We start from the raw sequence: 15,303 nt of genomic DNA, 5'->3' as shown, positions 1-15,303 counted from the left end.
ATTTAATTAATATTTTTTGTGCTTACTTGCGCACTAGAAAAACTTGCCATTTCATTTAAAAGATAACAGGCTGAGATGAGTAATGGCCAAGCGAGCGCCGCCCCTGATCCCTCACCTAATCTTAAGTCTAAATCAAGCAGGGGCTTCACATTTAAATGGTTTAAAAGTTGAGCATGCGCTTGCTCATGAGAGCAATGGGAAAAAATACAATACTGCAATACATTGGGGTCAAGCGCTTGCGCGATTAAGACAGCCGAGCTAGTAATAAATCCATCAACGACAATCACGCGGCGTTGCGCAGCAGCTTGTATGATCGCGCCTACCATTGTGGCCATTTCGAAACCGCCAAAAGCGCAAAGCACCTCAATTGCCGAGTTAGCCTGAGAATGTCGTTGTAATACTTTTAGTAACACGCTGATTTTTTTTTGTAAGCCAGCGTTATCAAGACCAGTTCCAGCGCCTGTGCATTTTGCAATGGGTATGCCTAATAGACGACTCATGATGAGTGAAGCAGCAGCAGTATTCCCAATACCCATTTCACCGAGTAAAAGTACGTTGCCCGGTAACCCGCAAATAATCTCCTGACCATTTTTGATGGCCTGCAAGCATTGTGATTGCTGCATAGCGGGCGTTTGACTAGAATCGGCAGTGCCAAATGCCACCTTCTTAATAATTAAACCTTTGCGCGGTAATATTTCTTTGGCAACGCCAGTATCGACTATGGTCAAATCTAGCTGGTGTTGGCGCGACAGCACACTAACTGCAGCACCGCCAGCTAAAAAATTCTCGACCATTTGCCAAGTGACATCACTCGGAAATGCAGAGATACCCTGCGCAGTTAAGCCATGGTCACCTGCAAATACGACTAACTGTGGTTGAACTAGGATAGGGTTTGAGCTATTTAAAATTAAGCCCAATTGTTTGGCTAATGATTCAAGTTGACCTAAAGAGCCAAGCGGCTTAGTCTTATTGTTGAGTTCTGCTTGAATTAATTCACCTAATTCGACATTGTTAAGTGGGGTGATGAGGGGTAATTCTATATTCATCCGATGCTTTCATTCAACCAAGGAGAGTAAGGTTTCTTTTGGAATATGGTGCCCAATTAAATCAGCGAGATTATTAAATACCGTATCTAGAGTTTTAGCTTCTTTGCCAAAGAGAGATTTGATAACGGCCGGATCCTCAAATAACCCATGTATATAAATACCAAGCACGTTACCAAGCGAATTTTGCCAAGCTAAGCCAGCAATAATTTCTTGCGCCATTAGCGCTTGTTTTTCATTGTCTGCAGTTTTGTGAGAGGACTTGCCATGATGAATTTCATAGCCAAATACCTCTAGGTAAGATAAAGCAGACCAAAGGCCCTTAACTTGACCGAAGCGAACAGTGATTTTATTTACTTGTTTATCCTTAGCAAAAGTCGTTTGAATTGCTAAGTGCCCTAGGCCCGTTGCCGCACCATCAATATTAAATGGATCGTGCAGCACTTGGCCAAGCATTTGTAGACCCCCGCAGATACCCAGAACCATTTTCCCCCGCTGGATATGTTTCTCAATAACCCGCTCAAAGCCGCATTGTTTTAACCAGGCTAAATCAGCGCTGGTCTGTTTTGAGCCAGGCAAAATAATCCAGTCGACATCTTCTAAAGAGCTTGGCTGACGAGCCCAAATTAGTTCTAAATCTGTAATATTTTTAAGTGGTTGAAATTCATCTAAATTACTAATGCGGGGATAGACCAAAACTGCCACTTTTAGGGCGCCAGCTTTTCTATCAAGTGTGCGCTCATCGAAAATTCCATCCTCTTCAGGAAGGCCATGATTAAACAACATGGGGATGGTGCCAATAATTGGAATTCCAGTCAATGATTTCAATTGCTCTGGGGCTGGAGCAAGTAGGGTGGGGTCCCCCCGAAATTTATTTAACAAAAACCCCTTGATACGTTGCTGGTCGGGTTTAGGCAGCAAGGCCCAGGTGCCATAAAGATGCGCGAAAGCACCGCCACGATCAATATCGGTTACTAAAATACATTGAGCGTTTGCATATCGTGCTACTCGTAAGTTGACAATATCACTAGCCATTAAATTAATTTCAGCTGGCGATCCTGCACCCTCTATTACTAATACATCATTTTCTGCTATTAAGTAATCGAGGGATTGTTGAATATGTGGCCAAATTTTTTCACTGCGCTCGCGCCATGGCATAGCGCTTAATTCAGTATTGACTTTGCCTAATAAAATTACTTGGCTACGGGTATCCGCTTCGGGCTTAAGTAGCACTGGATTCATGTTGACGTTGGGTTCAGCATTGGCAGCTAGGGCTTGAAAATATTGCGCCGAGCCAATTTCACCGCTAGCTTGGTCAGCATTGCTAAATTCAGTTACTGAACTCTGGCGCGTATTCACGACACGCGCATTATTGCTCATATTTTGCGCTTTGAAGGGCGCTACTTTATAGCCCTGTCGAGCATACCAGCGGCATAGCGCTGTGCTTACCCAGCTTTTACCAGCACCGCTTGAAGTGCCTAGGACCATGACACATTTAGCGGGCATACAATTTTTCAGTAGGCGGGGATATTGATTGCCAAGCTTGACAGAGTCGAATTTGTGAGGCGGGCGGTAATACAGCCATCCGTACGCAGTCAGCTAAGCCAAAGGATAAGGTATCGCGTAATTTAATACCACTTTGCCTTAGTTGAAACAATAAGTGACAAAGATCATTTACAGGAGGTTTAGCGCAATAAAAATTGGTTTCACTAGGATAGATTTCCCAACCCATTGCTTGGCATCGCTGCAGTTGCTGCACTTTCCATTCACGCAAGCTGTTTAGGCTTTCTTGTAACCACATGTGAGTTTCGTGTTTTGCCCAACTTGAGAGTAAGCTGACACCGTCAACGCCAAGCGGCCAAGAGGGCGCCAGTAATTCAAGTTCAGCAATAAGGGCAATGGCTGCTTTCGGGGCGATGGCATAGGCGGCTCGAATACCGGTTAGACCCAATGCTTTGTTAGGCGACCAAAGTTGCCACACTTGGTCTAACTGGGTTTGATTTAATGCGCTTTCTCCACTTAAGCGTAAGGGATCATAAGCACGATCAAGGACGCAGATTTGCTGCGCTTTTAGTGAGTCAATTAAAGCGCCAATAGAGCGGGAAGTTTCTCCGAATGGAGTTGATGGATCGCATACCCAGATCAGATTAGCATCTTGGCTAGTAGTGACCGTCGCCAAGCTCCAAGCTTCCGCTGCATTTTTATAATCGCTATAACTGTACCGAGGTAAATATACTTGCGGTCTGATAGATACTTGATTATTTGCCTGTTTGGCAATGTGCGCGCTCATGCGATAAATAAATTCACTAGCACTAGCCGCCAATACAATGCGCTGAACAGGCACTTGATGCCATTGCGCTAACAGTTCTTTTAGTGCTGTGTAGTTTGGGTCGGGATATGCTGTATGAGTAGTGTTGATTAGTGCTTCTAAGGTAATTGGGCATGGCCCAGCACCATTTGCATTGGTAGAGAAATCATCGGTAATAGGCCCCAATGAGTCAGGGCCACCATGGGTCTTATATAAAGTCATTGATTAGCCATTTAGACCTGAAGTCATGAGCAGATAAATTACAGGAATTAAACTGCTGATTAAACAGAGGAAAATCAATTTATTCATTAGGCGCTGTAATAATGTACAAGCACGACCAATGTCCGTAGACATTGCTAAGCAAGCGCCTTTATTAAGACTATAAATTGTGGGCTTACTCAGCTGAATATGTAAGGCTAGCGCCATTGAGCCCATTGGCCAGCCACCATTGGGCGATGGCGTTTTTTTTGCCTCGCGACATAGTTGTTCAAAGGTATATGTTGGCTCATGTTGTTGTCTTGCCTGCATTAAAATCAAAAGGCCACTGATGCGTGCTGGAATCCAAGATAAAAGATCATCAATTTTGGCGGCAAATTTACCAGCCCATTCCCAATGTCTTCCATTGCGTTGATCACGATATCCCCACATGGCATCTGCGGTATTCGCATAGCGATATAGGGCTGCAGCTGGAAGGCCGCCAAGTACTAGCCAAAATAGCGGCGCAATTACAGAGTCATTAAAATTTTCAGCTAGCGCCTCAATCGCACTTTCCCTTACTTGGATCGGATTGAGTGCTTGTGTATCGCGACTCACAATCATGGCTAAGCGTTGACGCCCTTCAACTAAAGAACGGCTTAAGGCGGCGTTCACAGCGTAGACCTCTGCAGATAAAAATGCCCAAGAAAATAGGGGCTTAATTAGTAAGCCCAGAAATAGGCAAGCAACAATTGGAGACAAAGAAAAGGCTAGTCTTTGTATATAGACTGCGCAAACCACGACTATAACTGCGCCCATTAGCCATGCGGCCATTCCTATAAAAAAATAAGCTAGTTTTTGATGCTTTTTGTAGATTACGACTCGGGGCGAAATAAGTTGTCCAGTTATTTTTAAATACTGGCCCATCCATACAACTGGATGCAAATAGTAATAGGGCTCACCAAAAAAACGATCAATCATGAGAGCAATAAATATAGCGCCGCCCAGAATTCCCCATCCTAGGACAGAGTTGTTGAACATAAATTCAAGCATGAGTATCCATGCGTGCGTTAATCCTCAATGCCCCGTTGTGCTGGAACACCTGCGTCGAAAGCATGTTTAATTTGCTGCATTTCGCTCACGGTATCGGCAATATCAATAATCTCCTGTGGGCAGCGTCTACCAGTTAGGCAAACATGCACATGGCTAGGCCGTTTTTGCAATGTTTCAACTACATCGGCTAAGGGTATCCAGCCATAAATAAGGGGATAAGTGATTTCATCCAAAGCAATTAAAAAATAGTCACCGCTCAGAATGCTTTGCTTGGCTTTTTCCCAGCCATTACGCGCAAGTTGTGCCGAATGTTCTAAATCTTTACTTTTCCAGCTAAAGCCATCACCTAAGCCTTCAATGGGTATACCTAATTTTTCAAACATGCGATGTTCACCAAAACGGGCACTGGGAACTTTCATGAATTGGTAAATTTTGACCTTTTTATCTCGACCATGGGCGCGTAGAGATAAACCAAATAAGGCAGTACTTTTTCCCTTGCCGTTGCCGGTATAAATGAGCACTAGCCCACGGCGTTCGCCGGGAGATTTTTCATAGGGCTTGTCTGTTGGAGGTGCTTCAATATTCATTTATTATGCCAATGGAGTAGTGGGGTGATGAGGTAAAGAAACCCAAGCATCTTCAAGTGGAAATATCTTGATTCGTTGCTCAAATGCGGCTTCAATTTGGATATGTGTTTGAATCTCATTAGTAGCGCCTTGATACAGTAAGGTGCCATTCTTAATAATGATAATCTGCTCAGCTTGTAATGCAAAAGTAATATCATGTAAGACACTTATCACTGTTGTCCCGCTTGCGGTAAGGGATCGAATGAGTGTGATCATATCTGCTTGATGGGGCGGGTCGAGATTGTTTAATGGTTCATCAAGTAACAAAATTTCGGCTTCAACCGCTAGCGCTCGCGCAATCAAAACGCGCTGACATTCCCCTCCAGATAATTCATCTACTGGACGCTGACATAGTTCTGAGGTGTTGGTTAAGGCCAGCGCATGCTTTACTGCTTGATGATCTGCTTGATTAGCGTTGCTCAACCAAGCTTGATGAGGTAAACGTCCTAACATAACTAAATCGTAGACTAGCAGATCATCGCTGATAGTTTCATTTTGACCTAGCCAAGCAATTTTTCTAGCCCGAATTTGAGGGTTAATTTGCTTCTTAGTTTGCCCATTGATTAGGACTTGATTATGATCCGGTAAGAGACCTGCAATAACCTTGAGCAAGGTGGATTTCCCAGCACCATTTGGGCCAATCACGCTAGTCCAGCATGCTTGGGGAATTTGCAAACTAACATCATGCAAGACTTCAACATTAGCTAGTAAGGTACTAAGCCGATTGGTAATGATGATCGGGGTTAATGGCTTCATCATTTTGCTCGATTTTGCCCAGCATGCATTAGCCATAACAGATAGGAGCCCCCTAAGATTGATGTCAGTAAGCCAACAGGTAATTCTTGAGGTGCAATTAGGCCTCTTGCCAAAATATCGGCAGCCAGCAATAAAATGCCACCAATTAGGGTCGAATAGATTAACAAGGTTCGATGTACTACTTTAATTAGCGAGCGTACTAAATGCGGAGCAGCTAAGCCAACAAAAGCAATTAAACCCACTTGACTCACTGCTGCACCAGTTGCAAGCGCTAAGATCACAATTAAGACACCACGCGCAAAATTTAATCTCAAGCCTAAGCTGATGGCTGTTAGCTCACCTAAAGTCAAGGCATCGAGTGCTTTAGCTAAAGACCACGCGACTATGCAGCAACTGATTAATACAGCCGACATTAGTAGGCAGGCGGACCATCCAGCAAAGCTGGTAGTACCCAACATAAAGGCTTGCATCGCTGGCAATATTTCGGGGTGCATGATCGCAAAAAAAGAGCTGATAGCGGCTAATATCACCCCCACAATGACGCCAGCTAAAAGTAGGCGAAAAGTATGTTGAAAACCTCTTGCTAGAATTACTGTAATAACTACACCTACTAAGGCGCCGATAAAGGAAATGCTAGTTATGCCCAGCCGCAGTAACCAATTTTCAGTAAATAAGGTAGTGCTTAATACCACTAAACTCAAGGCAACGCCGAGGGTTGCGCCTGAGGCGCTTCCCAGTAAATAGGGGTCAGCAAGAGGGTTGCGAAATAAACCCTGAGCGATCGCACCCGCTAAACCCAATAGTGCGCCGGCTAACCAGGCAGCTAGAGTCCGTGGTAAGCGAATGTCCCACATTATTTGTAGTGAACTTGCATCATTTGTTAGTGGCCAGAAAATAGTAAAGCCTGTACTTCCCACACTCATGCCGAGTAAAAATAAAACTAGCGTAATGATAGTTATGGCGTAGGTGAAGCGCTGAATTTGGCTGCGCTGAAAGTGTAGTTGTACCATTAATTTATTTTGAAGTTTGAGCGATTAGGCAATTAGCCATAATTTGCGCTGCCTCTGGAATACGTGGACTAGGGCGCGATAAGACGTCTATTTCTTCTGGGGAAAAGCTACAAATACGCTGCTGTGAGACTGCCTGAATTTTATTCCACCCTGGTCGAGCCGATAGATTTTCATTCGCAGTGTAGCCTAGCATGATTAAATTTGGATTTTCTCGAACGATAAATTCAGGGTTGAGTTTGGGAAAAGGCCCTAAGCTGGAGGGAATAATATTGGTAACTTTTAAGCGAGATAAGGTTTCGCCAATAAACGATGATTCCCCCGCACCAAATGGGGTATTGCTTACTTCAAAGTAAACACGCATCCCTTGACTATTTTTAGGCAAACTGGCTGTAATTAAGCTAACCTGAGAAATAATGTTTTGCCATATTAGTTCAGCTTCCTTGTCAGGTAAGCCAAGTATTAAAGCAATTTTAGTAATGGCAAGTTGGGTGCTACGGTAATCTTTAACATCAAAGGTCAGCACTTTTATGCCGAGTGATCTTAAGCGATCGGTAGCGCGCGATGATTTCCCAACCAAAACAACATCTGGCTTGAGCATCGCAATTGCCTCAATATTTGGATCTAAACCGCCCCCAACGATAGGTAATGACTTGATACTGGCTGGCCAGTTTGAATATCGATCAACTCCTACTAATTTTTGACATTGCTTTAAAACACATACTGTTTCAGTAAGCGATGGTAAGAGGGAAATAACACGTTGTGGTGGGATTGCAAAACTAGACGTAACACCAAGATCATCTGTTATTTCGATGGCCACCAATGGGGGACTTAAAAATAAAGATAAAAATACAAAGCCCACTGAGCCGAATCGCTTCATCGCTCCCCCTTTATATTAATTGGGTAACCAGCCACTATTAGGGTTACACATTCACAGGCTTTTGCTACAGCTTGATTTAATAGGCCTAGTTGATCTACAAATTGACGGGTTTCTAGTCCTAATGGAATTACCCCTTGACTGATTTCATTGCTTACCAGTACTAACGGACCGACGCTAGTTTGCACTTCCTGCAGAAGATCATTAAGGGCTGTTGTGTATCTAGCCATCTGCTTTTGCGAATCAAGATCGGCATCGTTTTTATAGGGGGTTAAATAATTGCTCAACCATAGAGTTAGACAATCAATTAGCAAAAGTCGTTTTGGCGCAGTATTTTTTTGCAGCGCAGCCGCTAATAAAAGCGGTTCCTCCAAAGTTTTTATTTGCGGTAAATTTTTTTTTCGATCAAGCTGGTGACGATCAATTCTTTGGCGCATTTCGCTATCGTATGCTTGGGCAGTAGCAATAAACAATACTTCATGATGCTCCGACTGCTCAAGCCAATTAGCAGCTATTGCCTCAGCAAAACGCGATTTACCACTTTTTTGGCCGCCTAAAATAAGTTGTGTTCGTGGCAAGGTCGTTTGCATAACTGTAGAGTAGGCTTTAGGGGTTTAATAGGGCGCGAATAATTATGGGGTGTACCGTACGCCAGCAAAAATATTAGAGCCGGGAGTGAGATAGCCATATGAGAGCTGGTATTGGTTATTTAAGGCATTATTCCAGCGGGCAAATAAGGACCATTTTGGCTGAATTTCATAGCTCGCGAATAAATCAAGCAGGGCATAGGAAGACATGGTCACCGTATTTTTTGCATTGCCATAACGTTGCCCAGCGATCGTTATATTCGCGCCCGCATTTAATTTTCCCCGACGGTATTCGCTGCCTAAATTAGCCAATTGTTTAGCTCGATTAGGCAAAGCTAACCCCGTATTTTGATCTACTGCATTGAGTAAGTCGAGTGCAGCTTTTAAGTTCCAGTATTCAAGTCGCGTATTGGCACCCAATGATGCGCCGGTAATGTTGACTGAGGCAAAATTTGTGGGGCAGTAACCGCTGGCTTGGGTTGTACAAGGCAGGGCTTGAATTAAATTTTGTACTTTATTTTGATAGCCTACTAAGTGAATTTCATAATTACCTGGCTCGTAATGTAGGCCTACTTCGGCGTTGCGATTCGTTTCTGGTTGCACGTTCGGAGTGCCATAGCCAGGATAGTAAAGGTCGTTAAAGGTCGGCGCTCTAAAACCGGTACCGTAGTTCACATTGGCTCGTAAGCCTTTAGTTAAAAAATAACCATAAGCTCCGCTATAGGTAAAGATAGGGCCGTACCCCGTAATCGTGTCATTCCGTACCGCTACTGTGGCTAAATTATTGCCACGATTTAATTGATACGATCCTGCAGCTGAATTAGTAGTGCGAGAGGCATTAATATTCGTGGTATTGGCGTATTGCACTAGCCGCTCGACCATTAGCTGTAAATTATCGGGACCAACTTTGATATCGTTTTTCCATAAAAAATCATTTTGTGGAGACTTAATGCTGTCGTTACTATTTGTAGTTAAATTCTGGCCAAAATTTGAAGTATTTGAAAGTTGAATGAAGCTCTGCCAATTTTCCGTAATTTGATTTTTAGAAAAGACAGTAGCGATCGATAAATTATTAACTTGAGAATTGACCTCTGGTAGGGAGACATCGTAATCGTAGCCAGGGTACTGGTAGTTGGTACGGCTGGCCAGTACTTTGACGCCAAACTCTTGACCTTTTTGCCACTCATGCGAAACCTGTCCCGTAGCACCAAGACGGGTATAGCCCGTGCGGGTTGTAGGGTAGCCTGGCGCACAATAATTTTTCGTGGCATTCGCAGCGCTACAGGGGTTTGTAGATGCCACGGTATTGAAGCCCATTGAATTTTCTTGGCTTAAACCAAGGTTATAACGTGTGGGCTTATCGTCACCAACCGAGCCTGATACCGAAGCAGTATTAATAGTGGTGCCATATGTACCATAACCACTTGAGGCACTAAATTGCGCTGGACCATCGCCCCGTTTGGTAAAAATTTGAATGACACCACCAAGGGCATCTTGTCCATAAAAAGTACTTTGCGGTCCAAAGATAATTTCAATATGGTCAATTAATTGAATTGGAATTGCGCTCCAAACTGCACCACCTAAAGTGGATGATTCGGTACGCACACCATCAATTAAAACTAAACTTTGATTATTGCTAGTACCACGTAAATAAACGCTGGCCAGACCACCGGGTCCACCATATGTCGATATTTGTACGCCACGCTGCTGTTGCAAGAGCTCGGGTACGCTCATTTGCCCAGCCTGAGCGATTTCTTCGGGACCAATATAAACATAGTCAGCCAACACATCCGCACCTTTGGTGGGCATACGGGTGGCTGTTACGATGAGTGGTTTAGTGGAATTCGGGGAGTTAATCACCGCTACTGAACTATCTCCTGAAGATTGCGCTTGGGATGGGTTTTGAGCTTGGGCAGCAGTATTCGAAATCAGGCCCATGATACTCAGCAGCGCCAATAAAATGAAACGAAGAAACGCAATCCTCTCGCAAAATGAAGAAGTAATACAAGAACAATACTGCATGGTTTAAATCCTGTACTAAGAACACTAAGCCAACTTCCCCGTTAGCCGAGTCGAACAGAATTTTGAGTTGAGAAACAGCACGTCAATAGAGCAGGGCGCGATGCAATGCAAATAACTTACGCAACCATTGCTACGATTGGCGCGCGAAGTTCCCCGTCCGCAAAAATTCCACCTGTCTTGGCCGGTATCCGGGCTGACGAGTTTCAGAAATTTGGCCTTCCCATGTATTGACTCACACAGTGGCTTATTCAAATTCTGCGTCTCAAGGAAGATTGCCTTCAAATGGGACACTCGCTTACCGTTGCGGGGGCAGCACACGTTTGTTTAGTGTTTCCCGTTTAACCTTCATTGCTAGCTTGCACTAGCCAAAAAGGCACCACGACCTAAGCAGTTTACCTGATTGCGTAAAGGGTTTTACAATATCGCTTACAGACCGCTAAAGCCCCCCCCAAAGGGATTTTCCATAGCGCTTCTGTAGAGCTTGTGAGGGAGATCTAAACTCTAGAATTGATGACCATACTCGAAAACCACCCTGAAAAAAACGTGATTCGCTTGCAGTTGAGTCAAAATGTGATTTTGCAGCATCTTGACCCTAAAAGCATGTCAGAGCTTTTGGGTCTCCTTGAGATTGCTGATTTAAAGAAAACTGAAATTTTGCTTCATCAAGGCGACACACAAATGGAGCAGTACTTTGTCTTGGATGGCATCTTAAAGCGAATTGTTTCTAGTGTCGATGCAAAAGAAATGATTTTGCGTTTCGCAATTGAAAAAGATATTGAAACTAGTTACGCTGCCTGGCGACTGAAAACCGCTGCCCCTTACAGCATCGCTTGCGTTACTAAAGCGCGAGTTGCGCGGATGCCCTTAAAAAAATGGGTTGATTTCTTAGATCGACATCAAACTATTAAAGATAGTTTTGAATTTGAAGTTATGCGCCTGATGAGTGAAATCATGGCCCATACTATTACCTTGCATATGCTTGATGCCCCAGGGCGGGTAGAGCGATTTGTGCGGAAGTATGCTTACCTCTTTGAGTTATTGCCCAAAAAAGAGCTTGCGGCCTACCTCAACTTGTCTCCCGAGACCTTGAGTCGCTTAAAAAATAAGCATAAAGAACTTTTTTTGTAGATTCTTGATTGGGCCAAAATAGCCAATATTGGCGATTTCGGACTAACTTGACGTAAGTCAATGCGCCTCATGGCGCCTCAGCCTAATATTCTCGATATTGCATTAAGACCCTTTAGAATTGGGCTTTAAACGCGGGCAAATAGACTAAAAAATATATGACAAATGACACTCAAACCCCAGCATTAACTGACGGCTTTCATCTGGTAATTGATGCCCTTAAACTCAATGACATCCATACTATTTTTGGTTTGGTTGGTATACCCATTACCGACTTAGCGCGCTTGGCACAGGCTGAAGGCATGCGTTTCATTGGCTTTCGCCATGAGCAGCATGCGGGAAATGCCGCAGCAATTGCCGGCTTTATGACCCAAAAGCCAGGTATTTGTTTAACTGTTTCAGCGCCTGGTTTTTTAAATGGACTTACCGCTTTAGCGAATGCTACGACCAATTGCTTCCCAATGATTTTAATTAGCGGGTCGAGCGAACGTGAAATTGTGGATTTACAGCAGGGCGATTATGAAGAAATGGATCAACTCAATAATGCGCGACCCTATGCTAAAGCTTCTTACCGAATTAATAAGGCTGAGGATATTGGTATTGGGATTGCCCGAGCCATACGCGCAGCGGTTTCTGGGCGGCCGGGCGGCGTTTATTTAGATTTGCCAGCAGAGCTCTTGGGCCAATCGATTGATGCTGAAAAAGGAAAAAAATCCTTAGTAAAAGTGGTTGATCCAGTGCCTCGTCAAATTCCTGCTCCCGATGCAATTCAACGGGCAGTTGATCTGATTAAAAGTGCAAAACGCCCCTTAATTTTATTGGGAAAGGGTGCGGCTTACGCCCAAGCCGATGCCGACATTCGGCAATTTGTTGAAATGTCTGGAATTCCATACCTTCCCATGTCAATGGCTAAAGGTTTATTGCCCGATACCCATCCGCAATGTGTTTCTGCGACTCGTTCTTATGTTTTGGCAGAGGCCGATGTGGTGATCCTGATTGGCGCGCGTTTAAATTGGTTATTAGCGCATGGCAAAGGAAAAACTTGGGGTGGTGCACCAAAACAATTTATTCAGATCGATATTTCACCTACAGAAATTGATAGTAATGTTGCCATTGCCGCGCCGCTTATTGGCGATGTGGGTTCGTGTGTGGCTGCGTTGCTAGCAGCGATGGGGCCAAACTTCCCAAGACCAAGTGATGCTTGGATTGGTGATATTACTGATCGTAAAGATAAAAATATTGCCAAGATGGCGATCACCTTGGAACAAAATCCAACGCCAATGAATTTTCATAGCGCTTTGCGCGCAATTCGGGATGTATTGAAAACACGCCCCGATATTAATGTGGTGAATGAAGGCGCTAACACGCTTGATTTTGCTCGCAGCATTGTTAATATGTACCAGCCCCGCAAGCGTTTTGATTCCGGCACCTGGGGCATTATGGGAATTGGCATGGGTTACGCCATTGGCGCAGCCGTTACTAGCGGGCTGCCAGTGGTGGCAATTGAGGGTGATAGCGCTTTTGGTTTTAGTGGTATGGAACTAGAAACAATCTGTCGTTATAACTTACCCGTGACCACCATTGTGTTTAATAACAATGGTGTATATCGTGGCACCGATGTAAATCCTACTGGTGGAGCGGATGTTGCGCCTACCGTGTTTGTAAAAGGTATTCGTTACGACAAAATGATCGAAGCCTTTGGCGGCATTGGTTATAACGTAACGACTCCAGAAGAGTTAACTAAAGCACTCACCGCGGCGATTGCCGCAGGTAAGCCAGCTTTAATTAATGCGGTAATTGATGAGACTGCGGGCACTGAAAGTGGTCGCTTAACGAACCTGAATCCATCTAGCGCTGCAAATAAGAAATAACTATTTTTCACTTAATTGATTTAAACCAAGGAACTGCAAGATGACTAAACCATTAGATGGCATTCGGATTATTGACTTCACCCATGTGCAGGCTGGGCCTGCTTGCACCCAGTTATTAGCTTGGTATGGCGCTGATGTTATTAAGGTGGAACGCCCAGGCTCTGGCGATGTTACCCGCAGTCAATTGCGCGATATTCCCGATGCCGATGCTTTGTATTTCACTATGTTGAATGGCAACAAACGTTCATTAACTTTAGATACTAAAACACCAGAAGGTAAAGCTGTTTTAGAAAAAATGATTAAAACTTCCGATGTCATGGTAGAAAACTTTGGCCCTGGTGCGCTAGACCGCATGGGCTTTAGCTGGGCACGTATTCAAGAGTTAAATCCTAAAATGATTTTGGCTTCAGTTAAAGGTTTTAGCGATGGCCATTCTTATGAAGATTTGAAAGTTTATGAAAACGTAGCCCAATGTGCTGGTGGCGCTGCTTCAACAACAGGTTTTTGGGATGGCCCGCCAACCGTATCAGCCGCCGCCTTAGGTGATAGTAATACCGGTATGCATTTAGCGATTGGTATTTTGACTGCCTTGATGCAACGCCAAAAAACTGGTAAAGGCCAAAAAGTATCCTGCTCGATGCAAGATGCAGTCTTAAATTTATGCCGCGTTAAATTACGCGATCAACAACGCCTTGATAAAATCGGCTATTTAGAAGAGTATCCGCAATATCCCCATGGCACATTCTCCGATGTCGTGCCTCGTGGTGGCAATGCTGGCGGTGGTGGACAACCGGGCTGGGTATTGAAATGTAAGGGCTGGGAAACGGATCCTAATGCCTATATTTATTTTACGATCCAGGGTCATGCTTGGGAACCCATTACAGCTGCTATTGGCAAGCCAGAGTGGGCTACAGATCCGGCCTATATGACAGCCCAAGCTCGGCAAGATAAGATTTTTGATATCTTCGCCACAATTGAAGATTGGCTAAAAGATAAAACAAAATATGAAGCAGTCGATATCTTGCGTAAATTTGATATTCCTTGCGCGCCTGTTTTTTCGATGAAAGAATTAGCTGATTCACCCGATTTACGTAAGAGTGGATCAATTGTTGAGGTGGATCACAAAGTGCGAGGGAAGTATTTAACTATTGGTAGCCCAATTAAGTTCTCCGATTTGGAAATTGAAGTTAAGCCTTCGCCAGTCTTGGGAGAGCATACCGATGAAGTTTTAGCCGATCTAGGCTATGGCGCTGAAGAAATTTCCCAATTACACGCCGCTAAGGCAGTTTAAATTGCTTAGTTCATGATCTAACACAAAAAGGCGCCTTTTATAGGCGCCTTTTTTATCAAATATCCACTATGCTCTTGACACAATGAAAACATCAGTAGATTTGGAGCAGTTAGTTGAAGTCATGGGGGATGCCGTGATTGTTGCTGATCGTGCCGGCAAAATTACTCTATGGAATGCTGCGGCGACACGAATTTTTGGTTTTACTGAGGCTGAGGCATTGGGCCAATCGCTTACTTTAATTACCCCCGAGCGTTTACAACATCGCCATAATGTCGGCTTTGATAAATCGATGGAAACAGGCACGACTCGTTATGGCAGTTCCCTGCTAAAGGTTCCCGCGAATCATAAGGACGGCCGCACCATTTCAATTGCTTTTACCGTAGCCATGCTTTTTGATGACGCCCATCAAGTAACAGGGGTGGCTGCGGTCATTCGCGATGATACTGAGCGTTTTTTAGAAGAACGACAACTAAAACAGCGTCTAGCAGCTCTCGAGCCTAAATAGCCTGCAAAATACCCCCTCAATCCCTTTATATTAGGCT

General features: G+C 44.1%; 14 protein-coding genes and 1 riboswitch. Of the genes, 4 read left to right on the top strand and 10 right to left on the bottom strand.

Annotated features, from left to right (window positions below; all coding sequences use genetic code 11):
* Nucleotides 1-2 precede the first annotated feature (2 nt).
* From cobT to LZT22_RS08770, 10 genes are read right to left on the bottom strand one after another with little or no spacing between them, the layout of a single operon-like run.
* Nucleotides 3-1,046: a nicotinate-nucleotide--dimethylbenzimidazole phosphoribosyltransferase gene (cobT, locus tag LZT22_RS08815; RefSeq protein WP_233924761.1), complete on the bottom strand. Its 1,044-nt coding sequence runs from the start codon at nt 1,044-1,046 to the stop codon at nt 3-5.
* A 9-nt stretch (nt 1,047-1,055) separates the two neighbouring features.
* Nucleotides 1,056-2,549: a cobyric acid synthase gene (locus tag LZT22_RS08810; protein ID WP_233924760.1), complete on the bottom strand. Its 1,494-nt coding sequence runs from the start codon at nt 2,547-2,549 to the stop codon at nt 1,056-1,058.
* Nucleotides 2,539-3,573, bottom strand: coding sequence for an aminotransferase class I/II-fold pyridoxal phosphate-dependent enzyme (locus LZT22_RS08805; RefSeq protein WP_233924759.1), 1,035 nt, complete (start codon nt 3,571-3,573; stop codon nt 2,539-2,541). The genes LZT22_RS08810 and LZT22_RS08805 overlap by 11 nt, the downstream gene beginning before the upstream one ends.
* Nucleotides 3,574-3,576: 3 nt before the next feature.
* Entirely contained in the window at nt 3,577-4,599 is a 1,023-nt protein-coding gene (cbiB, locus tag LZT22_RS08800) for an adenosylcobinamide-phosphate synthase CbiB (RefSeq protein WP_233924758.1), read from the bottom strand.
* 17 nt (nt 4,600-4,616) lie between these two features.
* Nucleotides 4,617-5,186, bottom strand: a complete 570-nt coding sequence (gene cobO / locus LZT22_RS08795; protein ID WP_233924757.1) for a cob(I)yrinic acid a,c-diamide adenosyltransferase — start codon at nt 5,184-5,186, stop codon at nt 4,617-4,619.
* 3 nt (nt 5,187-5,189) lie between these two features.
* Entirely contained in the window at nt 5,190-5,981 is a 792-nt protein-coding gene (locus LZT22_RS08790) for an ABC transporter ATP-binding protein (protein WP_233924756.1), read from the bottom strand.
* Nucleotides 5,981-6,991 (bottom strand): iron ABC transporter permease, encoded by a 1,011-nt coding sequence (locus LZT22_RS08785; RefSeq protein WP_233924755.1) that lies wholly within the window; start codon nt 6,989-6,991, stop codon nt 5,981-5,983. Before LZT22_RS08785 ends, LZT22_RS08790 begins: the two co-directional genes overlap by 1 nt.
* Before the next feature lie 4 nt (nt 6,992-6,995).
* Nucleotides 6,996-7,868 carry an ABC transporter substrate-binding protein gene (locus LZT22_RS08780; protein WP_233924754.1) on the bottom strand — a complete coding sequence of 291 codons (873 nt, stop codon included), beginning with the start codon at nt 7,866-7,868 and terminating at the stop codon, nt 6,996-6,998.
* A complete protein-coding gene (gene cobU, locus LZT22_RS08775) occupies nt 7,865-8,455 on the bottom strand; it encodes a bifunctional adenosylcobinamide kinase/adenosylcobinamide-phosphate guanylyltransferase (protein WP_233924753.1) in 591 nt (196 codons plus the stop codon). The genes LZT22_RS08780 and cobU overlap by 4 nt, the downstream gene beginning before the upstream one ends.
* Before the next feature lie 42 nt (nt 8,456-8,497).
* Complete coding sequence (locus LZT22_RS08770) at nt 8,498-10,390, bottom strand: TonB-dependent receptor domain-containing protein (RefSeq protein WP_233924752.1); 1,893 nt, start codon at nt 10,388-10,390, stop codon at nt 8,498-8,500.
* 245 nt (nt 10,391-10,635) lie between these two features.
* Nucleotides 10,636-10,870, bottom strand: a riboswitch (cobalamin riboswitch).
* 114 nt (nt 10,871-10,984) lie between these two features.
* On the opposite strand from LZT22_RS08770, the gene LZT22_RS08765 reads away from it, so the two are divergent.
* From LZT22_RS08765 to LZT22_RS08750, 4 genes are all read left to right on the top strand, one after another.
* Complete coding sequence (locus tag LZT22_RS08765; RefSeq protein ID WP_233924751.1) at nt 10,985-11,602, top strand: Crp/Fnr family transcriptional regulator; 618 nt, start codon at nt 10,985-10,987, stop codon at nt 11,600-11,602.
* Between the two features lie 155 nt (nt 11,603-11,757).
* Nucleotides 11,758-13,470, top strand: coding sequence for an oxalyl-CoA decarboxylase (oxc, locus tag LZT22_RS08760; protein WP_233924750.1), 1,713 nt, complete (start codon nt 11,758-11,760; stop codon nt 13,468-13,470).
* Nucleotides 13,471-13,510: 40 nt separating this feature from the next.
* The gene (frc, locus tag LZT22_RS08755; RefSeq protein ID WP_233924749.1) at nt 13,511-14,761 is read left to right on the top strand and encodes a formyl-CoA transferase; all 1,251 of its coding nucleotides are present in this window, start codon (nt 13,511-13,513) and stop codon (nt 14,759-14,761) included.
* 82 nt (nt 14,762-14,843) lie between these two features.
* Nucleotides 14,844-15,266, top strand: coding sequence for a PAS domain S-box protein (locus LZT22_RS08750; protein ID WP_233924748.1), 423 nt, complete (start codon nt 14,844-14,846; stop codon nt 15,264-15,266).
* The last annotated feature ends 37 nt before the right edge of the window (nt 15,267-15,303 follow it).

Origin of the sequence: Polynucleobacter sp. IMCC 29146 (assembly GCF_021395195.1) — a bacterium.
Taxonomy (GTDB): Bacteria; Pseudomonadota; Gammaproteobacteria; order Burkholderiales; family Burkholderiaceae; genus Polynucleobacter.
The sequence above is the reverse complement of the archived record's forward strand: the minus strand, read 5'-3'. Positions and strand labels throughout refer to the sequence as shown.